Here is an 18631-nt window from a genome sequence, read left to right on the forward strand (position 1 = left end):
TCACCCTGCCAGGTGCACGGATCGTGCGCTGCCGTACAGCGCGAGCGAGATCAGCAGCGTGACGCTGACGACCGTGATGAGGGACAGTCGCACGGCGCGTCCGGTGGCGGTGCCGACGCCCGCGGGACCCCCGGAAGCGGTGTAGCCGTAGTAGGTGTGGATCACCATGACCGCGACGGCCATGACGATGACCTGGACGAACGACCACAGAACGTCCGTCGGGACGAGGAACGTGGAGAAGTAGTGGTCGTAGACCCCGCCGGACTGGCCCAGCACCACGACTGTCGCGACCCGGCTCGCGAGGAACGACGTGATCAGTGACAACGCGTAGAGCGGAACCACGGCGACGATGCCCGCGACGATGCGGGTGCCGACGAGGTACGGCAGCGACTTGATCGCCATGACCTCGAGCGCGTCGATCTCCTCGCTGATCCGCATGGCGCCGAGCGCTGCCGTGGTCCCGGCGCCGATGGTCGCGGCAAGGCCCACTCCCGCGGTGACCGGTGCGACGACCCGTACGTTGACGTAGGCGGCCAGGAACCCGGTCAGCGCGTCGACCCCGATACTTCCGAGCGAGTCGAAACCCTGCACCGCGACGGTGGCACCGGCGAACAGGGTGAGGAAGCCGAGAATGACGATGCTGCCGCCGATCGCGGCGAGAACACCGGTGCCGAGCGAGATCTCGGCAATGACGCGCATCGTCTCCCCGCGGTACGACCGGGCGGCTCGGCCGGTGGACGCAAGTGCACGCGTGAAGAAGATCGCGCGTTCACCGAGTACATCGACCGCTCCGGAGGCAGCGTTCGTCCGGCGTCGCATCGCAGCAGCGATGTCGCTCATCTCGAGCACCATCAGCGGCCGCTCACGGCGAGGCCCACGGAGGTGAGGACCAGGTTGGCCAGGAACAGGGCGACGAACGAGAACACCACGGTCTCGTTGACCGCCTCCCCGACGCTCTTCGGCCCACCTCGCACGGACAGTCCCCGGTAGCAGGCGACCAGCGCGGCGAGGAGACCGAACAATGCTGCCTTCACCTCGGAGAGCAGCAGTTCCGGAAGTCCCACCAGCAGCGTGACTCCTGCGGCATAAGCACCCGGCGTGACGTCCTGGAGGTACACGGAGAAGAAGAACCCGCCCACCAGTCCGATGGTGCACACGGCGCCGTTCAGGAGAGCCGCGACGAGGGTGCAGGCGAGAACGCGAGGCAGGACGAGGCGGTGCACCGGATCGATGCCCAGCACCTCCATGGCGTCCACCTCCTCGCGGATGGTGCGCGATCCGAGATCTGCGGCGATCGCAGTCGCGGCAGCGCCGGCCACGACGAGCACGGTGACCAGCGGCCCGATCTGGGTGACGGCGCCCAGGCCTGCGCCCGCACCGCTCAGATCGGAGGCACCGATCTCGATGAGCAACGAGTTCAGGGTGAAGACGACCAGCACCGTGAACGGGACCGACATCAGGATCGTCGGCAGCAGGGACACCCGGGCGATGAACCAACTCTGATCGACGAACTCCCGCCACTGGAACGGCCGCTTCGCGAGTGCTCGGGCGGTGTCGAGTGCCAGGGAGTAGAACTCGCCGAGTGACGACACCGCCCCGCGTGCCGCCGACGTGACTGCGCGCGAGGTGGAGACGCTCACCGGCCGACCAGTGTCCGTGCGTGGTCCATGCGGCATACCCTTCCGGTGACAATCAGCAATAGCGGCTGTGACTCAGGCCACCATACCGCACTGTATGGTGTGTTCGAACGGTTTCGATGATCCGACCTCGGGAGAGATGAATGTCGTTGTGCAGCAGGCTCATGTCCGTCGTGCTCATCGCGACCGGAGTCCAGGCGTGTGTCGTGGCTGCGTCCACGGCCGGCCCGGCGGATCCGTGCGTCGACACTGTTCTCCTGCTGCACGACCTGGGTTCCTCCGCGGCGGAGTGGGACGGGTGGACCGACGATCTGACGAGGGGCGGGTGGTGTCCGGTCGCGCTGACCTACGGCGAATCGGCTCTCACGGAGGCGCTCCGGCCGGTCGCCACGGTCGCCGGGCTGGCTGCACTCGAGGACTCCGCGTCGCAGGTGCGGTCGGCGATCGACGGGATCCTGTCCCGCACCGGGGAGTCGCGGATACGCGTCGTGGCACGCGGCGCGGGAGCGCTGGCCGTGCAGTACGCACTGGCCCACCCCGTGAACGACGGACCTGCCCCGGTGTCCACATTGCTCACGATCGGGCCTCTCTGGCGCGGAACGAACCTCGCCGGGGCCGGCACGATCGCCGCGTTCAACCGCGGTATCGGAACCTACGACGAATTGGCCCGTCTGGAGAAGCCCCTGGTGGGTCCGTGGTGCGGGGCGTGCGGCCAGATCGTCGCGGGGTCGTCGTTTCTCACGACTCCGCCCGTCGACGTACCGGTCGCTGGGGTGCGGTATGTCGACCTCGTCACGGCGACCGACGGACTCGTGACCGCTCCGCTCACGAGTGCGATGCCGGGTGGCGAGGCGATCGTCGTGCAGTCTGTCGATCCGACCAGCACGGTCGACCACACCCGGCTCTCGAGCGACGAGCAGGTACGGCGACTCGCGCTGGACGCACTCGGTCGGACCTGAGCCGACGAGGTGATCGTACGATCGACGAATCAGTCGAGCCCGATGACACGAAGGAGAGCGATGGCACCCGAGGCCGCGTCCGGCGATGCCCGCACCCGGAGTGGCGCTCCCGCACGTCGACGGCGTGGCAGTGAGAAGAAGTCGGCGCCCGCGCCACGGGCTCCGCGGCTCACCGTCGACGACTGGATCGACGCCGCCTTCGCACTGCTGGTGAGCGAGGGCGTGTCGGAAGTGAAGATCACGACGCTGTGCGAGCGGCTGAAGGTGACCAAGGGCAGCTTCTACTGGCACTTCGCCGACATCGACGAGCTGATGACCGCCATCGCCGACAAGTGGTGCGACGAGCAGAACGACACGCTTCGCGGACTGGCTCAGGTGGACACCGTGCCCGTGGACGCGAGACTGCAGGTGATGGCGGAACTGCTTCTGCAGGAACGTACCTGGGCTGTCGAGGCGGCAGTGCGGGACTGGGCTCGGACCTACGACAAGATTGCCGTGGTCGTCCGGGAGCTCGATCAACGCATCTTCGACGTGGTCCAGAACTCGATGCGCGAACTGGGGTTCGACGAGGCCGAGGCACGGTTGCGAGCAGGCTTTCTCGTGTACGCGGGCATCGGTTTCGTGCATGCCCGCGACAACCTCCCCACGCCGACCCCGGACGAGGTGCGGGCGATGTTCGCCCTGCTGACCGCGCGGTAGCTGCCCGTCACTCCGCCGAAACGGGCCTGACACACCATACGGTGCGGTACGGTCAGCCCCGGCGCACTCGCGCCGCGGGCATGGGGGTGCGAAGTGGCGGAGGAGTTCTCGGTCGGTCGTGACGGTGCGATGGCGCGCCGGCGGTTCCTGCGCAATCTGGGCTTGGCGGTGGCAGTGGGTGCGACGGGGGGTGTTGTCACCCGCGCTCAGGCTCAGCCGACTCTTTCGAGTCCGCTGCTGTTCCACTCGCCGACACTGACGCCGTACATCGACGAGGTGGCTCCGCTACCCATTGTGCGCGGGGCCGACCACGTCGTCCGAACTGTGTCCACGATGCATCGATATCACTCGGGAGTGTCTGCGGCGCCCGCGATGGCGTACGAGGTGGACGGGGTGGCGACCACGGTGCTCGGCCCCACCCTCGAAGCGGAGTCCGGCCAACGGATGTCGCTCACCCTCACCAACGACCTCGGCCCGCATCCGTTCGCGCGCGATCTCGACACGAGTCTCCACGGAGTCTCACCACTCTTCCGGACCAGTCCGCCGACGGTGCTGCATCTGCACGGCGGGCTGACCCCGCCGGACAGCGACGGGCACGCCGAGCAACTCGTGCACTACGGTCGCACCCTGCGCTACGAGTTCCCGTTCCGCCAGGAAGCGGCCCACTTCTGGTACCACGACCACGCCATGGGAATCACCCGCGCGAACGTGTACGGCGGGCTCGCCGGGAACGTTCTGCTTCGCGACCGCTTCGACACCGGCGAAGCGGGCAATCCGCTGGGTCTGCCCGCAGGTGAGTTCGAGATGCCGCTCGTACTGCAGGAGAAGATCCTGAATCCTGATGGCAGAGCGAGTCTGCGATCCACCCCCGTGGTGCCCGAAGGATCCTGGGAAGGCGGGGCCGTCGGCGATCTCGGAGTGGTGAACGGTGCTGTGTGGCCGCGTGTCCCGGTCGCTCGCGGGGTGTATCGCTTTCGTATGATCAACGCCGGCTCGTACAGCGTCTGGAATCTCTACCTCGATCACGAGATCCCGTTTCTGGTCATCGGTAACGACGGCGGACTGCTCGATGCCCCGGTCGAGACTCGACACCTCCGGATCGCCCCGGGGGAGCGCTACGACGTGCTCGTGGACTTCGGGGCAGTCGAACCCGGCACGGCGGTGCGGCTGCTCAACGACGAGGCACCACCGTTGCAGGCTGCGCAACTAGGCGCCGTCGCCATGACGCACTTCTGCCGCTTCGACGTCACCGCGGCTCGCGGCCACACGGGCGCGATCCCGAACCGTCTGCGCGACGGTGGATCACGACCGGAACCACTACCGCCGATCGCAACTCCCGACCGCCACCGTGTCGTCACCGTCAGTCAGCCGTACGCGCTACGGCTTCCGCCGGCGTACATGGCTCTCAACAACCTCCGCTACATTGACGGGGACATCGAATCTCCCCGCGCCGGGACCACCGAGCGGTGGGACATCGTGAACATCACGGCGGATCCGCATCCGATCCATCTGCACCTGGTGCACTTCCGCATTCTCGAGCGCGTCCCGCTACGCACCGTCGAGCTTCAACTCGCTCATCCGCAACCCGCCGTCGGCACGAAGTGGACGCCGTCACCGGAACCCTTCCTCGCCGGTCCGGGACTCCCTCCGGCGCCGTGGGAGAGCGGGTGGAAGGACACGGTGCGACTCGATCCGGGCACCGTGACTCGCATCGTCGTGCGATTCCCCACCGCCGAGGAACTCGACTTCGATCCCGACGCCGTGTTCCCCCGGCCGCCCGAACCGGGTGCCCTGGCGTCCTACGACCATGCAGTTCACAGCGCACCGGCCGGGGATCTGCAGGGCTACATGTGGCACTGCCACATCCTCGACCACGAGGATCACGAGATGATGCTGCGGTACCGCGTGATCGGGTGAGGTGCGGGGTACCTCGACGCTGCGAATCTCACGTTCGACGGGGGCCGGGTATCAGCAGGGGAACGCGGTCCACCAGGTCGAGTGCGACATCGGGAGAGGCGCCGTCGAACACGGCTGTGTGGATCCCGCGCATGGCGCCGGTCACGAGTTGCGCTGCCGCGGCCACGTCGGTGTGGCGCTCGATCTGACCGGCATCGGCCGCTCTGTGCAGCAGTTGTTCGATCGCGACGACGAAGTCGGTGTGCCACCCCTCGGCGGTTCCTTCGCTGCGGGGAACACCGATGTTGCGGAACAGCACGTGGGTCGCTGGAGTGTCGTAGATGGTGGCCGCGGCGATGTGCAGGAACGATCGCAGCTGTCCCAGAGGATCGTCCGGCCACGTCGCCTGCTCGGAACGCGTTGCCATGCGTTCGATCAGCGTGGTGGCGGCATCGTTGACGGCTGCGTGGAACAGGTCGCGTTTGGTGGGGAAGTGGTGGAATGCGGTCCGAGCCGCGAGTCCGCAGTGCTGCGCCACGGCCTCCACGGTGATGTCGCCGTAGTCGGAGTGTTCGAGCAGCGTCTGGGTGGCGTGGACGAGCCGAGTCGGCGCCGGCCCCGGGTCGTCCGTGGTGTCGGACGCGGCCCACCGATAAAGAGTGGTCGGGTGGACACCCAGATCAGATGCGACGGCGGTGGGACTCTCTGTTCCCTCGAAGGCACGCTCCACAGCGGCGCGACGGTCGGCCGCAGTGAACTTCGAGGCCCTGGCCATGATCGTGACACTACAGTCCGAGTCGGCCGAGCGGGGACGGCAACTCGGGAGATCAGCGCAGCAGCCGCGCCACCGCCGGAAGCAGTACCCGAGGTGGCGTCAGCGCTGCCGTGGCGGCCGCGATGGTGTTCCTCCGTCCTGAGATGACGTGTGGACGTGAGGTTCTGGCGTCGAGGGCGCGCATCGCGGTGGCGACGACCTCGGCGGGTGACTGGTACGAGCCGGTTGTCGCGGCGGACTCGCCGATGACATCGAAGAACTCGGTGCGCGTCGGACCCGGGGCGAGTGCGAACACTCGGACACCGTGGCGCCTGGACTCGAACCACAACGACTGCGTGAAGCTCAGGACGAACGCCTTGGCTGCGGCATAGACGGCGAGGGTGGGGACGGGTTGGAACGCCGTCGTGCTGGCGACGTTGACGACGGATCCGGTGCCGCGGGAGATCATGTCGGGGAGGAAGGCAGAGCAGATGTCCACCACTGCAGCGACATCGACCGCCAGGAGCCGCGCGAGGTCGTCGGCATCGTTGTCGACGAACGGGCCCTGTACAGCGAAGCCGGCATTGTTGACGACGAGGTCCAGTCGCTCGGGAACGAGGGTCCGTAGTCGACGTCCGGCTGCTGGTTCCGACAGATCGTGGGAGACCGTACGGCAGTGGATGCCGTGTGCACGTTCGAGTTCGGCTGCGAGAGCGGTCAACCGGCCCTCCCGTCGTGCCACCAAGACCAGGTCGGAGCCGCGCGCGGCCAGGGCTCGGGCGAACTCGGCCCCGATGCCGGAACTCGCCCCGGTCACCATGGACCGCGCCGGTCGGAATGGATCCTGCGAGCGACTCATACTCGGTATTCCTTCGACCGATGTCCGCGCTCGGAGGCGGACCGTCGGGCGAAATCCTCGTAGGAGGTGGGTTCGCGTCCCAGCAGTGCGGGTAGCACGGTCAGATCGCCGGCGGGGAGTCCGTGCCGGTCGTAGTGCGACATCATCGTGCGGTACGCCTCGCGCGCATCGTGCGGCCAGTCGTTCATGCCGCGGGGATTGGCGGCCGCGCCGATTCCCCGCACGAGGTGGCTCGCGGAGTGCATTCCGGTCGCCCGGACGGCCTCGACGAGGATCGGTCCCAGCGCGGGCAGGGCGGCTGTCCTGTGTCTGAGCGATGACGGCGGGATGCGAAGAGCAGTCACGCGATGGCCCAACACCGTCGACCAGATCGCCGCCATCTGGTGGCGAGTCAGTTCGACGGTGGACAGGTCGTAGGTACGCCCGGTGTGTGGGGCCGGATCGAGTGCGATGGTGGCGGCCACCTCGGCGACATCGGCGACGTCGACCACTCCCATGACGCTGTCCGGTGAGACCGGGTACGGCATGACGCCCGCGTGCAGAAGGTCCCACACCTCGAGGTAGTTCTGCATGTAGTGCGACGGTCTCAGGACGGTGGTGGGGATCGCGCTGTCGAGCAGCATCCCCTCCGCGATGTGCTTCTGCCGATGATGGGTCAGCTGGTGCAGTTCGGGGTGGATCACCGAGTGGAACACGATGTGCTGCAGACCAAGTGATGGTCCTGAAGCGATCAGGTGATCGATGATGGGTCGCTCGTCGATGATCTGGGTCGGAGCCGCGTGATACAGGACAGTCGTGTCGGCGAGGGCCGTGTCGAGTGTCTGCGGGGCTCTCAAATCGCCCACGACGACCTCGGTGGCCCCGTCCCGCCGAGTCGTACGGGCCTGGTCGTCGTTCTTCACCACCGCTCGTACCGGAACACCCCGTGATGCCAGCTGCCGGACGAGCAGCCGTCCGACACCGCCTGCGGCACTGGTCACCGTGATCATGGAACCCCCTCCGGTCTCCGCACCCGGCCCGCCCCGATGCTCATGCGAATATTGCATTATGAGTGCAAATAACGCAAGGCCGACAAGGCGTGATCGGCGGACGGGTCGTCGCGATCCCGGCATCGAAAGGACCAGCCGACTAGACTTCTTCCCGTGGACGCGGGTCGAGAGAACGACAGGTCACCCGGCGACACCATCGCGGCACACTTGCGGGAGGAGATCCTCTCCGGTCGCCGCGTCGGCGGGGAGAGGTTGGTCGAGGAGACCATCGCCAAGAGTTTCGGTGTGTCCCGCGTTCCGGTTCGAGAGGCTCTGGCGCAGTTGGAAGCCGAAGGTTTCATCACCACCGTGCGATACCGCGGCGCGACCGTGTCGACCACCCTCCGCAAGGACAATCGTGAGCTGCTCGAGGTCCGGCACGGACTCGAGGTCCTCGCCGCCCAGCTGGCTGCGCGCAACCGGGGTGGCCCGGTGGCGGACGAGCTGGCGCGCGTCGTCGAACAGGCGCGGGAGCGCAGTGGTGAACCATCCGCCGACCGGAGCGACGCCCGGTCGTTTCACGACCTCATCGCCATCGCCTCGGGCAACGACCAGCTCAGAGAGATGCTGGCGGGCGTCAATCGACGCGTCGAGTGGGGCCTCGGTGACGATCCCGATGCCACCGTTCACGACCATGCGGCACTCGCCTCGGCCATCCTCGGTGGCGCGCCCGTCCAGGCGGGGTTCCTCATGGACGAGCATCTCCGGCGGGACGAAGCCGACACCTGAGTAGTCGGTCCGTCACTTCGTATACTATCTGAGGTGTATATCAGGGGATTAACACATCCGTAGCGCCGAGCAACGGGAATGACACATGGTTTGTATACAAAGTAGGCAGTCGTTTCGGAGCACGTGGAGAGGCGACTCGCCGGCTGACATCCGTTCCCGGTGCCGTCCAGTCCCCTGGAGCACACCATGTCCACATCCACTCCGGCGTCGATCCCACCGGGCGTCGATCCCGTGCCGGCATCGGCGCTGTCCAGCACCCTCGACCGCATCGGATTCACCCGCGTCCAGGGAGCTGTCGTCCTCCTCCTCATGGCGGGGTTGTTCTTCGACAGTCTCGAGCAGAACTCCACCGGCGCCATGGGCCCGCTCATCAAGGACTCTCTCGGAATCGGCAACGCGCAGTTGACATTCATCAACACCGCCACCGTGATCGGTGGACTCGTGGGCCGCCTCATCGGTGGCTACATCGCCGACCGGTGGGGCAGGCGGGTGGCGCTCAGCCTGAACCTGCTGGTCTACACCCTCGGCGGACTGATCAGTGCCGCGTCCGTCAGTTACGAGATGCTGCTGGCGAGCCGATTCATCGTGGGCATCGGTCTGGGCGGCGAGTTCACGGTCGGTTTGGCGATCCTCGCCGAACTGGTCGCGACCCGCCACCGCGGTTCTCTCCTCGCCACTCTCAACATCTCGTCCGGAGGCATCGGCAACATCGCATCGTTCGGCTTCTTCATGCTCGTGCTCGGTCCGCTCGGAGGCGTCCTGGGCGGCGACGACACGTCGTGGCGCTGGACTTACGTCATCCTCGCGGTTCCGGCACTGCTGGTCGTGTTCTTCCGGCGCTACCTTCCGGAATCGCCGCGTTTCCTGTTGTCCAAAGGGCGTGTCGACGAGGCCAATCGAAGTCTGACGCGGCTGGCCAGTGGCTCGATCTCGGGGCTTCGCGACCCGGGGCCGACGAAGCAGTTCGTGACCGATGCCGACATCCTTCCCACCACCTCGTCGACGTCGTACGCAGAGGTGTTCCGCGGGCAGAATCTGCGCCGCACCGCGGCGGTCGGAGCCGCCTCGTGGATGTCGTTCGGTGCCCAGGTCACCCTCCTGTTCCTCATGCCCATCCTGTTGGTCTCGAGGGGCTACTCCCTCACGGACTCACTGCTGTTCACCATGATCATGAACGTCGGCAGTCTCTTCGGCGCCTGTGCCGCGTGCTATCTCGCCGGCCGAGTCCGGCGGCGGCCCACTGTGATGACCGCGGCGGTTCTCGGGTGCGTGTCCGCGGTGGCGTTCGCGACTCTCGCGAACAGCGTTGCCACCATCCTCGTTCTCGGCGCCGTCTTCCAGTTCTTCACGATGATGCTCAACACCATGCTGTCGGTGTGGACGCCGGAACTGTTCCCCACCTCGATCCGCGGAATGGGCACGTCCATCGTCAACGGAATCGGGAATGTCGCCGGCGCCGTCATGCCGTTCGCAGCCCTCTTCTTCTTCGACCGCGCGGGAGTGGCCGGAGTGTTCTTCATGATCGCGGCCATGTACGTCCTCCTGGTCGTCGTCGCTCGGTTCGGACCCGAGACGTTCGGACAGTCCCTCGAGGAAGTGAACGAGAAGGAACTCGTCGCAGCCTGACGCTCGAATATATTGCACCACAACAGAAAGGCAACATCCATCATGACCGAGTCACTGTTCGTCTCCGCCACCGCGCACGGGCTGAACTACCTTCCCGAGTACTACGCCGATCACGCCGGCATGTTCGCCGAGCGCGGTCTGTCGGTGCGCGCGAAGGCGTGTGACCCATGGACCGGCGTGCTCGACGATCTCGACAGCGGTGCTGCGGACATCGCGCTCGGCGGACTGTGGGTTCCCGGAATGTACTGGGGGACATCTCGTCAGCTCACCGTGTTCGCGCAGCTCAATCACCAGTTTCCCAAGGCGCTCGTCATGCGAGCGCCGACACCGGAAGGATTCGACTGGTCGATACTCACCGGGAAGACCGTGTTGGCGCCGGGAATCGGTGGTAGCGCGCCGTATGCGATCACCGCGGGAATGATGCGGGAAGCGGGAATCGATTCCGCCGCAACGACATTTCTCCGCGATCTGTCCACGCCGATGTTCGTCGAACTGTTCGAGGACGGACTCGGTGATGCGATCATCCTCGACATCACCACCGCTCAGTCGATGTCGGATCGCCACACCGGACACATCGTCGTCGAGTACGCAGACGTCGGCGGGCTCGGCCCGAACAGTGTGTACTACTGCCGCACCGACCGTGTCGAGGAACTGGAGGATCGGCTCGTCGCGTTCACCTCCGCCCTGGACGCTGCTATGGCAACGGTCAAGGCGACGCCCGTGAGTGAACTCGAACCGCTGCTGGCCGAGCACTGGCCCATGATGCCGCTGCCCACTCTCACCGCCGCGTGCACCAGAATCCAGCAATCCCGCACCTGGGACACGGTGCGCATCGATGGTGCTGCGAGCGACCGCTGGATGCGCATCCTCCACGAAGAGAAGATGGTCGGTCGGGCCCCCGCGTTCGAGGATCTGGTCACCTCGCGCATCGTCGACGCTGCGGAACTGACGACGGTCGGCTGAACGATGACACTGGTACTGCGCCACTCGGAGATCTCGGCGCTGCTGGACCGCACCACTGTCCTGGAAGCAGTCGAGCGGATGTTCGTGGAGCTGAGTGAGGGCAGCGCCCAGAACCCGGTGCCGCCCTCGATGAACGGCACCGAGGACGCCCGCATCATCCCCATGGTGGCCCAGTCCGGTGTCGCGGAACTGGCGGTGGCCAAGGTGCTCTGCGACGCCCCCGTGAACCGTGCACGCGGACTCCCTCGTCAGCGGTCGACGATGCTGGTCACCTCGACTAGCACCGGGGAATGTGTCGCGATGCTGGACGGACGCGCGATCACCGCCATCAGAACCGCAGCCGCCAGTGCAGTCGCCACCCGGTACCTGGCGCGGCCGGGGCCGGCTGTGCTCGGCGTCGTCGGCGCCGGCGCGCTCGCGGTCGAGCATGTCCGCGCGATCCGCACCGTGCGGGACGTGACCAGCGTTCTCGTGTGGTCCAGATCGGAGAGCACGGTGGCGACATTCCGCACGGCCTTCGAGGGTGACGATCTCCCGATCCGGTCGGCAGCGTCGGTGGAAGAGATCGCCCGCTGCGCCGACATCGTCTGCACTCTCACCCCGTCGGTACAGCCGATCCTGAGAGGTGGATGGCTCACCGCTGGAACACATCTGAACGTCGTCGGCGCAGCGCCACGCCCCGACGAGCGTGAAGTGGACGGTGAGGCCATGGCGCGGTCGCGGGTCGTCGTGGACAGTCGAAGCACCGCGCTGTCCAAATCGGGGGATGCCGTGCTCGCACTCGCCGAGGGTGCGGTGACCGAGGACGACCTGAGCACCGAGATCGGTGACGTCATCACCGGCCGGAGGATCGGTCGATCATCGGACGAGCAGATCACACTCTTCGACTCGACCGGCATCGGTGCGGAGGACCTCGCCGTCGCACGCCTCGTCATCACAGCAGCTCGTGAGCGAGGACTGGGAATCAGCGTCGATCTCAGCTCGTGAGGCGGCGGGGGAGAGTCGGGTGAACCCCACGGGGCGACAGGACGGTCTCGCTGGTGGCGACCACGGCCTTCCCGCCGGGGTGAGCGTGACACGTGTGTGACGCCGCTCGTCAGGGTGGAGCGGGTGCTCGACGGGCCGGTGCATCTCGAGACCGTCCACGATGTCGGGGCCGTCTCTCGAGCCGAGTGAATAGTGTCGCGCAACGCCGCCTGCACTGAACCGACAGCCTCGGCCAATTCCGCGCGTCGACCCTGGTTCTTCTCGAACTCGGACAGCAGTGTCCATACTGTCGGCTCGGTTCCGGTTCCCCGGTCATCGGGGAACCGTCCGGCTGTTCGGCTACCAGTGCCGCCCGGCGATGGGGCGAAACGGTCAGATCGCCGGGTGCGCCGGTGTAGAACGATATCCGGGGCGGGTGGCGAAGGATGTCCCCGACCGTGAGCACGAACGAGTGGGTGTCAGGGTGTCGGTACATCGTCTGCAGTGGTCGCCGGGGCAGCCGTCGGTGTCCGACGTCGAGGCGCGAGCGGCCACCGTCGGTGTGATCCGCTACGACATCGCTGCCCGGCGCCTTGATCTCGACGACCGCGCGAGGGAGATCTTCTCGGCGCCCACGGACCGTCCCGCGATGGAGGTGTGGCACGAACGAGTGCATCCCGACGACGAGCGTGTCGTGCAGAAGATGTTCGAGGATGCCCACACCTCGCTCGGGGCCGAATGCCTCTATCGGATCGTGCTTCCGGACCGGTCCCTGCGGTATGTCCTGACCCGGAGCATGACCATCGAATCGACGAACGACCCCGGCGCCGGAGTCCTCACCGGCATCGTGCTCGCCGTGGATCCCGAACTCGGCGCAGACGCCATCCTGACGCGGGTGCTGGATCGGGTCTCGCTCGGCTTCATGGTGTTGGGGGAGGACATGGTGGTCCGCTACATCAACACGGAAAGCGAACGGCATCTCGGGGTGCCTCGCGCGGAGATCCTGGGCCGACACATTCACGACGCACTGCCGCGGACGCGGGACTCGTTCTTCGGTGACTTCCACCGCGAGGTCATCGCCACGCGTGGTGAGGTGACGCTACAGACAGCATCCCTGTACGTGCCCGGTCGCACCATCGAACTGACGGGCAGCTTCGTGGACGGGCACGTGGCGATCAATTTCCGCGACGTCACCGAGACCGTCGAAAGGACCGCTCGCCTGGTCGATGCCTACCAGTCGATTCTGGACCGGTCTCGTCACGACGACCTGACCGGTGTCCTGAATCGGTCTGCCCTGCTGGAGAGGCTCACCCGCCCGGACGGCGACCTCGCTGCTCCGACGGCGCTGCTGTTCGTGGACGTCGATTACTTCAAGGAGATCAACGACACTCACGGACACGCGGCGGGTGATCTCGTCCTGCGTACGCTCGCGCAGCGCCTGCGGTCCGAGTGCGGTTCCGAAGACGTGATCGGCCGAATCGGAGGCGACGAGTTCATCATTGCGTCGTTCGCCCCGACGGGCGCCGGCGGCGAGCAGGGTGCGGACCGGCTGGCCGCCCGACTAGGTGACAGGGTTCGCGAACCCATCGCGCTCGACGAGAGCGATGTCGAGGTGTCCGTCACCATCGGGATCGCGTACAACTCCGGAACCGTCCGGCTCGCCGACCTCCTCGCCCTCGCCGACACGGCCCTGTACAGCGCCAAACGCACCCGGCCTGCTCGACGCGGGTAGCCGCGAGACGTGGGGGACCTCGTTGCTCCGGTGGACGGTGGGCTCCACTGACAGGGGAGCGGGTGCGTCGCTGATGGTCAGAGATCGCCGGTCGGCGCGGCGGCGCTGACGGACTCGACGAACTCGGTGGCGATGTCGCGCACCTTGCGATTGAGATGTTGGGAGCGGGTCGACAGCACAGAGAAAGCCGCATCCTCGTCGATACCACGCAGTGCCATCAGAATGCCCTTGGCCTGTTCGATGGGAGCCCTGTGCACCAGCGCGTCCCGTAGCCCGGCGATGGTTCCGTGTAGTTCGCGGCGACGTCGAGCCCTCTCGAGAGCATCCGCTGTCACTCCGGTGAGCAGCTCGACGAGGCGGTGATCGAGATCGTCGAAACCCTGTGGTGCACGGGCGAACAGGGTCAGCGATCCGACCGGCCGATCGTCGCAGACGATCGGCGCACACAGCATGGTGTTGATGCCGACGCGGCGAGCAGCGGGTCCGAGATGCGGCCATCGATCGTCGTCGACCGTGCAATCGACGACGATGGTGGCGGCCGTGCGAGCCGCGTGCAGACAGGGACCGTCGTCGGCGGAGTACTGCTGGTCGTTGATCGGCGCGATCTCCGTGCTCGAGGCTGCGGCGGTGAAGGTGACATCGCCGATCGACAGCGTGATGCCGCAGTGGTCGGCGGCATCGACGAGGGTGCAGGCGACGTCGGTCAGTCGATCGAGCAGCTCGGCGACGTGGTCGTCGTCGGCGAGTGCGGCAACTGCCCGGACGGCCAGAGCGAGCCGCAGCTCGGGCGGTGTGGGGTCCGACGTGGTCACGGCGCTCTTTCCATCACTGTCTCAGGTCGCGCCGACCGGTGACGGGCCTCGCGAACGCGGGAAGTCGGTGCCGACCGCCGTCGGTTTCGACAGTCGAGCACCGAACTCCGGGTGCAGCGGGGCACCTGCGGAGAATTGTGCCCAGAGGGGGACCACCCTGAAACACCGCTCGAAGATCACCATGGAGTCGAGAGAGAAAATCTCCCCTCACGAAAGGTTGAGTGGCACCGGACAGGGTATGTACACGCACAGACAGCGGCGTCCAGAGTGTGGCGGCTTCCTACTACCTACCGATACAACGGCAGATCGGCCCGTGCGGGGTCACCCTGCGTGGTCGTGCGTACGCGTGTCCGAGGAGCTCCGCGTGGTTCGCAAGGTTGACGTGACGCTGATCGACGACCTGGACGGGATGTCCGCGGACGACACTGTCGTGTTCGGTTACCGGGGAACGTGGTTCGAGATCGACCTGTCGGCCGAGAACGCAGCGCAGATCCACGGCCTGCTCACGGAGTGGAGCACCCGAGGACGTCGGTCGGAGGACATCTCGACGGCGCGGCGTCGGACGGCAGCGGACCGCGCGGAGACCGCGGCGATCCGCACGTGGGCGCGTGGACATGGTTTCGCCATCGCCGACCGCGGGCGCATCGCCGATTCTGTCGTGGCGGCGTATCGGACGCGAGCACGTCCGCCGTCTCGTGAGGATGCGACCTGCCCCCGTCGTCGCGGACGGGAAAGCTGAACGAGGCGTACGCGAGTCGATCTGCGAACGCCTGGTGGAGGGATGGACCATGAACGACCCCGGTGACGCGACCGCGTCCGACGGGCCTCGACTCGGCCCGGGGGAGCGGTTGTCGGATTTCGTCGACGTGTGTGTCGGGGTCGCCGGCGCGGACGGTGGCGCGGTGGTCGTGTCGTCCCCGCGTCACCCCGATACGCGACGAGTGCTGCACACCACCGACTCGTCGGCGGAGAGAATCGCCGACCTGCTGTATCTGCACGGCGCGGATGTCGATTTCGTGTCGAGCGACCGTGCGGTGGGCCGAACGATCGTGGTGGGCGACCGCCGCGACGGGGCGCGGTGGCCGCTGTTGATCGACGATCTGGTGGCAGCGGACGTCGGGTGGGTGCGGGTGCTCCCACTGGGCGCGGTGGACGCCCCTCTCGGGTGCGTGCAACTGCACCGGCGCTCCGTGCGGAGCGGGCCGTCACCGGCGGGAACGGAGGTGTTGATCGAACACCTCGTGCGGGTCATCGGGCCCGTGGTCGCCGGCGACGCCGCGCTGGCGACGGTGGACGGGGCCGAGGACGGGGACACCGATCTCACGAGCGTGGCCATCGGCATCCTGGTCGCGCGGCATGCGGTGGCAGTCGATGTCGCGTCGGCGATGTTGCGGGCCGGAGCGGTTGCTCGGGCGCATTCGTCGGTGGCGGAGGCGCAGCGCATCATCGCCACCCTTCACGGCCTCGAGGAGCCGTGACACGCGCGGCGTGCCCGCGGCGTCATCGTGTCCGAGAGGTCACCCGGCGGTCTCCGCGGCGACGAGTCCGAGTACCAGAGCGGCTGCCAGACCGCCTGCGTACGCACGGTTCCACAGGCCACCGGTGTCGGAACCGGCTGCCAGCAGGCCGGGAATCGGCTCGCCGTCGGGTGTCAGAACGCGGGCGCCGGCGTCGACTCTGATGCCGTGAAACGGGAAGGTGACGGCCGGGACGGCCTCGATGACGTAGTACGGGGGTTCGCTCAGTGGGCTCGTGTCCAGCGCTCGTCCCGGCACGGGGCCCTCCTCGGACGTGGTGGACTCGTTGAACTCGGCGATCGCGGCCGCGATGGCGGCTCCGTCGTATCCCCAGTCCTCCGGTAGGTATTCGAGCTCCTCGAGCGTGTCCGCTCGTCCGACCCGACCGCCGCGCTTGCCCGCCAGTGCGAACTTGTCGACGGCCACCGCGCCCTCGACGTACGACGCCAGAACCCAGTCCCGGTGGACGCGAGCGTCCGCCACGAGGAGGCCGCGGGCCTCGGGTCTGTCGAGGAGGGCCATCGTCGTCAGGTGGTCACCGAGTGTCTCGTCGACGAAGCGCGTCCCGTCGAGATCGAACAGGAGCGCGTGTTCGCTGTAGTACAGCGACATGTCGACGAAATCGGACGGGTCCGTCAGGGTCACCCCGCCGGGAATCAGGTGCCCGTAGAAGCCGGCGTTCGTGGTACCGGCGGCGGCGCCCACACCGTCGGCGAGTGTCAGCCCGACGCCCGTGCTGTGGGGGTTCGACCGCAGCTGCATGCGCCCTGCGTTCGGATGAACATGCTGCTCCAGCAGCGCTGCGGACCCTTGAAAACCTCCCGTGGCGAGTACGGTGTGCGCCGCCCGCACCACCCGTGGTTCCCTTGTGCCGGTGCGGATCACCGCACCGGTGACCACGCCGTTCTCGAATTCGAGGTTCTCGGTGCTCGTGTTCAGCAGGACCGATCCGCCGGACTCGAGGACGATGCGCCGACACAGATCGACGTACTGGTTGGTGTCGAACTTGTGTCCGCGCCCGAAGGACAGGATTCGCTGAGCGTCGCCCACCTCCACACCGGTGTCACGTATCCACTGCACGCCGTCCTGGAACCGGTCCACCAACAGCTGTCTCAGGGCGGGGTCGCCGTGCGGGTTCTGTGCATCCATGACGGTGTGATCCGGTGCCGTCCAGACGTATCCGGCATAGCGCGCGGATCCGCCGACATCCGCACCGACCTCCACCACGACGACGGATCTACCTGCGGACGCGGCACGGGCCCCGGCGGTCAGACCGGCCATCCCTCCGCCGATCACCAGTACGTCGCACTCGATGTCGTTCATTGCTGTCGGCCTCTCGATCAGAAGTGGTGTCTGCGGGTCACCGTGAGAACGCGCGCAGCCCGGCTGCGGCGAATTCGGCTGTGGCGTGGGCGGCTGCTGCGGCGGTGCCGTCCGTGTCGTCGGAGGTGGCGGCGCGGTGTGCGATGCCTTCGGCGATGACGGCGATCTTGAAGTCGGCGAGGGCGCGGTAGAAGTTCCAGTGGGCGAGGTCGCGTCCGGAGGCGACGGCGTAGTGCTGGGCGAGGTCGTCGGCGCCCGGGTAGCGGTTCGAGGTCCAGGCGGCGTCGAGGCCGAGGACGGTGTCGAACATGGGTTGGCGGTAGGCGCACATGAGGGCGATGTCGGTGAGGGGGTCACCGATGGTGGACATCTCCCAGTCGACAAGGGCAGCAACGGTTCCAGGCTCGCCGAAAGTGAGGATGGTGTTGTCGACGCGGTAGTCGCCGTGCACGACGGCGGCCGTCGAGTGCGTCGGGACGGCGTCGGTGAGTGCACGGTGGAGTCGGTCGATGTCGGTCAGGTCGCGGGTCTTGACGCGGTGCCATTGCCGTCCCCAGGTGGCGACCTGTCGGGCGGTGAATCCGTCGGGCCGACCGAAGTCCGCGAGTCCGACGGCGTGGTGGTCGACGGCGTGCAGCGCGGCGAGGACACGGACGAGTTCGCTGGTGTTCGCGGCGATGTCGTCGTCGGTGAGGGCGTCGAGGTCGGTGCGGGTGCGCACGACCTGTCCGGGGACGAACTCGACGACGGTCATCGGCGCTCCGAGGGTGGCGCCGTCGGCGTCGAAGGCGACGGCGGTGGCGACGGGGACGTCGGTGCCGGCCAGGGCGCGGGTGACGGTCCACTCGCGGGCCATGTCGTGGGCGGAGGGGGTCAGTCCGCTGACCGGGGGGCGCCGCACGATCCAGGACGTGGTGTCGTCGTGGGCGCGGTAGGTGAGGTTGGACCGGCCTCCTGCGATGCGGTCGACACGCAGTTCTCCGGTGATGTCGATGCCGTAGTCGCGCAGGAACGTCTCGAGTGCGGCGACGTTCATGCCGGGGAGGGTGGTGGTCACGGCTGTTCCTTGGCGGCGGCGCGGCGGGCGGCGCCGACGGCGCGTTTGGCGATGGCCCACCGGTGCACTTCGGA

18 protein-coding genes are annotated in these 18631 nt (G+C 67.2%); 10 read left to right on the forward strand and 8 right to left on the reverse strand.

What is annotated here, in order from left to right; all coding sequences use genetic code 11:
* The gene (locus tag ASG69_RS04250; protein ID WP_056449510.1) at nt 1-840 is read right to left on the reverse strand and encodes an ABC transporter permease; all 840 of its coding nucleotides are present in this window, start codon (nt 838-840) and stop codon (nt 1-3) included.
* 11 nt (nt 841-851) lie between these two features.
* Nucleotides 852-1676, reverse strand: a complete 825-nt coding sequence (locus tag ASG69_RS04255) for an MlaE family ABC transporter permease (RefSeq protein ID WP_082544730.1) — start codon at nt 1674-1676, stop codon at nt 852-854.
* 125 nt (nt 1677-1801) lie between these two features.
* On the opposite strand from ASG69_RS04255, the gene ASG69_RS04260 reads away from it, so the two are divergent.
* The 3 genes from ASG69_RS04260 (at nt 1802) to ASG69_RS04270 (ending at nt 5212) form a co-directional block, all read left to right on the forward strand.
* The gene (locus ASG69_RS04260) at nt 1802-2596 is read left to right on the forward strand and encodes an esterase/lipase family protein (RefSeq protein WP_056449398.1); all 795 of its coding nucleotides are present in this window, start codon (nt 1802-1804) and stop codon (nt 2594-2596) included.
* A gap of 60 nt (nt 2597-2656) precedes the next feature.
* Nucleotides 2657-3295, forward strand: a complete 639-nt coding sequence (locus ASG69_RS04265; protein ID WP_027504457.1) for a TetR/AcrR family transcriptional regulator — start codon at nt 2657-2659, stop codon at nt 3293-3295.
* A gap of 129 nt (nt 3296-3424) precedes the next feature.
* Complete coding sequence (locus ASG69_RS04270; protein WP_056449515.1) at nt 3425-5212, forward strand: multicopper oxidase family protein; 1788 nt, start codon at nt 3425-3427, stop codon at nt 5210-5212.
* 28 nt (nt 5213-5240) lie between these two features.
* Here the strand turns inward: ASG69_RS04270 and ASG69_RS04275 are convergent, their stop codons facing one another.
* The 3 genes from ASG69_RS04275 to ASG69_RS04285 are packed head-to-tail and all read right to left on the reverse strand — an operon-like array spanning nt 5241 to nt 7793.
* Nucleotides 5241-5966, reverse strand: a complete 726-nt coding sequence (locus ASG69_RS04275; protein WP_056449405.1) for a TetR family transcriptional regulator — start codon at nt 5964-5966, stop codon at nt 5241-5243.
* A 52-nt stretch (nt 5967-6018) separates the two neighbouring features.
* The gene (locus tag ASG69_RS04280) at nt 6019-6804 is read right to left on the reverse strand and encodes an SDR family NAD(P)-dependent oxidoreductase (RefSeq protein ID WP_056449410.1); all 786 of its coding nucleotides are present in this window, start codon (nt 6802-6804) and stop codon (nt 6019-6021) included.
* On the reverse strand, nt 6801-7793 hold the full coding sequence (locus tag ASG69_RS04285; protein WP_056449413.1) for an SDR family oxidoreductase: 993 nt from the start codon (nt 7791-7793) through the stop codon (nt 6801-6803). The genes ASG69_RS04280 and ASG69_RS04285 overlap by 4 nt, the downstream gene beginning before the upstream one ends.
* A 153-nt stretch (nt 7794-7946) precedes the next feature.
* On the opposite strand from ASG69_RS04285, the gene ASG69_RS04290 reads away from it, so the two are divergent.
* The 5 genes from ASG69_RS04290 (at nt 7947) to ASG69_RS04310 (ending at nt 13848) form a co-directional block, all read left to right on the forward strand.
* A complete protein-coding gene (locus ASG69_RS04290; RefSeq protein ID WP_056449416.1) occupies nt 7947-8561 on the forward strand; it encodes a GntR family transcriptional regulator in 615 nt (204 codons plus the stop codon).
* Nucleotides 8562-8747: 186 nt separating this feature from the next.
* Nucleotides 8748-10187 (forward strand): MFS transporter, encoded by a 1440-nt coding sequence (locus ASG69_RS04295; RefSeq protein WP_235578850.1) that lies wholly within the window; start codon nt 8748-8750, stop codon nt 10185-10187.
* Between the two features lie 42 nt (nt 10188-10229).
* The gene (locus ASG69_RS04300) at nt 10230-11150 is read left to right on the forward strand and encodes an ABC transporter substrate-binding protein (protein WP_056449419.1); all 921 of its coding nucleotides are present in this window, start codon (nt 10230-10232) and stop codon (nt 11148-11150) included.
* 3 nt (nt 11151-11153) lie between these two features.
* Entirely contained in the window at nt 11154-12137 is a 984-nt protein-coding gene (locus ASG69_RS04305) for an ornithine cyclodeaminase family protein (RefSeq protein WP_056449424.1), read from the forward strand.
* Between the two features lie 463 nt (nt 12138-12600).
* Nucleotides 12601-13848 (forward strand): GGDEF domain-containing protein, encoded by a 1248-nt coding sequence (locus ASG69_RS04310; RefSeq protein ID WP_162246799.1) that lies wholly within the window; start codon nt 12601-12603, stop codon nt 13846-13848.
* A gap of 77 nt (nt 13849-13925) precedes the next feature.
* Here ASG69_RS04310 and ASG69_RS04315 read toward each other — a convergent pair whose 3' ends face one another.
* Nucleotides 13926-14660 carry a GAF and ANTAR domain-containing protein gene (locus tag ASG69_RS04315; RefSeq protein WP_056449433.1) on the reverse strand — a complete coding sequence of 245 codons (735 nt, stop codon included), beginning with the start codon at nt 14658-14660 and terminating at the stop codon, nt 13926-13928.
* Nucleotides 14661-15024: 364 nt separating this feature from the next.
* Here ASG69_RS04315 and ASG69_RS04320 point away from each other — a divergent pair, with 364 nt between their 5' ends.
* Together ASG69_RS04320 and ASG69_RS04325 are read left to right on the forward strand one after the other, a co-directional pair.
* Nucleotides 15025-15399: a histone-like nucleoid-structuring protein Lsr2 gene (locus ASG69_RS04320; RefSeq protein WP_082544737.1), complete on the forward strand. Its 375-nt coding sequence runs from the start codon at nt 15025-15027 to the stop codon at nt 15397-15399.
* A gap of 49 nt (nt 15400-15448) precedes the next feature.
* Nucleotides 15449-16138 (forward strand): hypothetical protein, encoded by a 690-nt coding sequence (locus ASG69_RS04325; protein WP_156380432.1) that lies wholly within the window; start codon nt 15449-15451, stop codon nt 16136-16138.
* Between the two features lie 39 nt (nt 16139-16177).
* Here ASG69_RS04325 and ASG69_RS04330 read toward each other — a convergent pair whose 3' ends face one another.
* A complete protein-coding gene (locus ASG69_RS04330; protein WP_056449443.1) occupies nt 16178-17500 on the reverse strand; it encodes an FAD-binding protein in 1323 nt (440 codons plus the stop codon).
* A gap of 37 nt (nt 17501-17537) precedes the next feature.
* Nucleotides 17538-18536, reverse strand: a complete 999-nt coding sequence (locus ASG69_RS04335; RefSeq protein WP_056449520.1) for a phosphotransferase family protein — start codon at nt 18534-18536, stop codon at nt 17538-17540.
* Nucleotides 18537-18631 lie beyond the last annotated feature (95 nt).

The organism is Rhodococcus sp. Leaf225 (genome assembly GCF_001426145.1).
Taxonomy (GTDB): domain Bacteria; phylum Actinomycetota; class Actinomycetes; order Mycobacteriales; family Mycobacteriaceae; genus Rhodococcoides.

Coding starts and splice junctions, on each gene's coding strand:
- ASG69_RS04250 (WP_056449510.1), bottom strand. CDS start 840: ATGAGCGACATCGCTGCTGCGATGCGACGCCGGACGAACGCTGCCTCC.
- ASG69_RS04255 (WP_082544730.1), bottom strand. CDS start 1,676: ATGCCGCATGGACCACGCACGGACACTGGTCGGCCGGTGAGCGTCTCC.
- ASG69_RS04260 (WP_056449398.1), top strand. CDS start 1,802: ATGTCCGTCGTGCTCATCGCGACCGGAGTCCAGGCGTGTGTCGTGGCT.
- ASG69_RS04265 (WP_027504457.1), top strand. CDS start 2,657: ATGGCACCCGAGGCCGCGTCCGGCGATGCCCGCACCCGGAGTGGCGCT.
- ASG69_RS04270 (WP_056449515.1), top strand. CDS start 3,425: ATGGCGCGCCGGCGGTTCCTGCGCAATCTGGGCTTGGCGGTGGCAGTG.
- ASG69_RS04275 (WP_056449405.1), bottom strand. CDS start 5,966: ATGGCCAGGGCCTCGAAGTTCACTGCGGCCGACCGTCGCGCCGCTGTG.
- ASG69_RS04280 (WP_056449410.1), bottom strand. CDS start 6,804: ATGAGTCGCTCGCAGGATCCATTCCGACCGGCGCGGTCCATGGTGACC.
- ASG69_RS04285 (WP_056449413.1), bottom strand. CDS start 7,793: ATGATCACGGTGACCAGTGCCGCAGGCGGTGTCGGACGGCTGCTCGTC.
- ASG69_RS04295 (WP_235578850.1), top strand. CDS start 8,748: ATGTCCACATCCACTCCGGCGTCGATCCCACCGGGCGTCGATCCCGTG.
- ASG69_RS04300 (WP_056449419.1), top strand. CDS start 10,230: ATGACCGAGTCACTGTTCGTCTCCGCCACCGCGCACGGGCTGAACTAC.
- ASG69_RS04305 (WP_056449424.1), top strand. CDS start 11,154: ATGACACTGGTACTGCGCCACTCGGAGATCTCGGCGCTGCTGGACCGC.
- ASG69_RS04325 (WP_156380432.1), top strand. CDS start 15,449: ATGAACGACCCCGGTGACGCGACCGCGTCCGACGGGCCTCGACTCGGC.
- ASG69_RS04330 (WP_056449443.1), bottom strand. CDS start 17,500: ATGAACGACATCGAGTGCGACGTACTGGTGATCGGCGGAGGGATGGCC.
- ASG69_RS04335 (WP_056449520.1), bottom strand. CDS start 18,536: ATGAACGTCGCCGCACTCGAGACGTTCCTGCGCGACTACGGCATCGAC.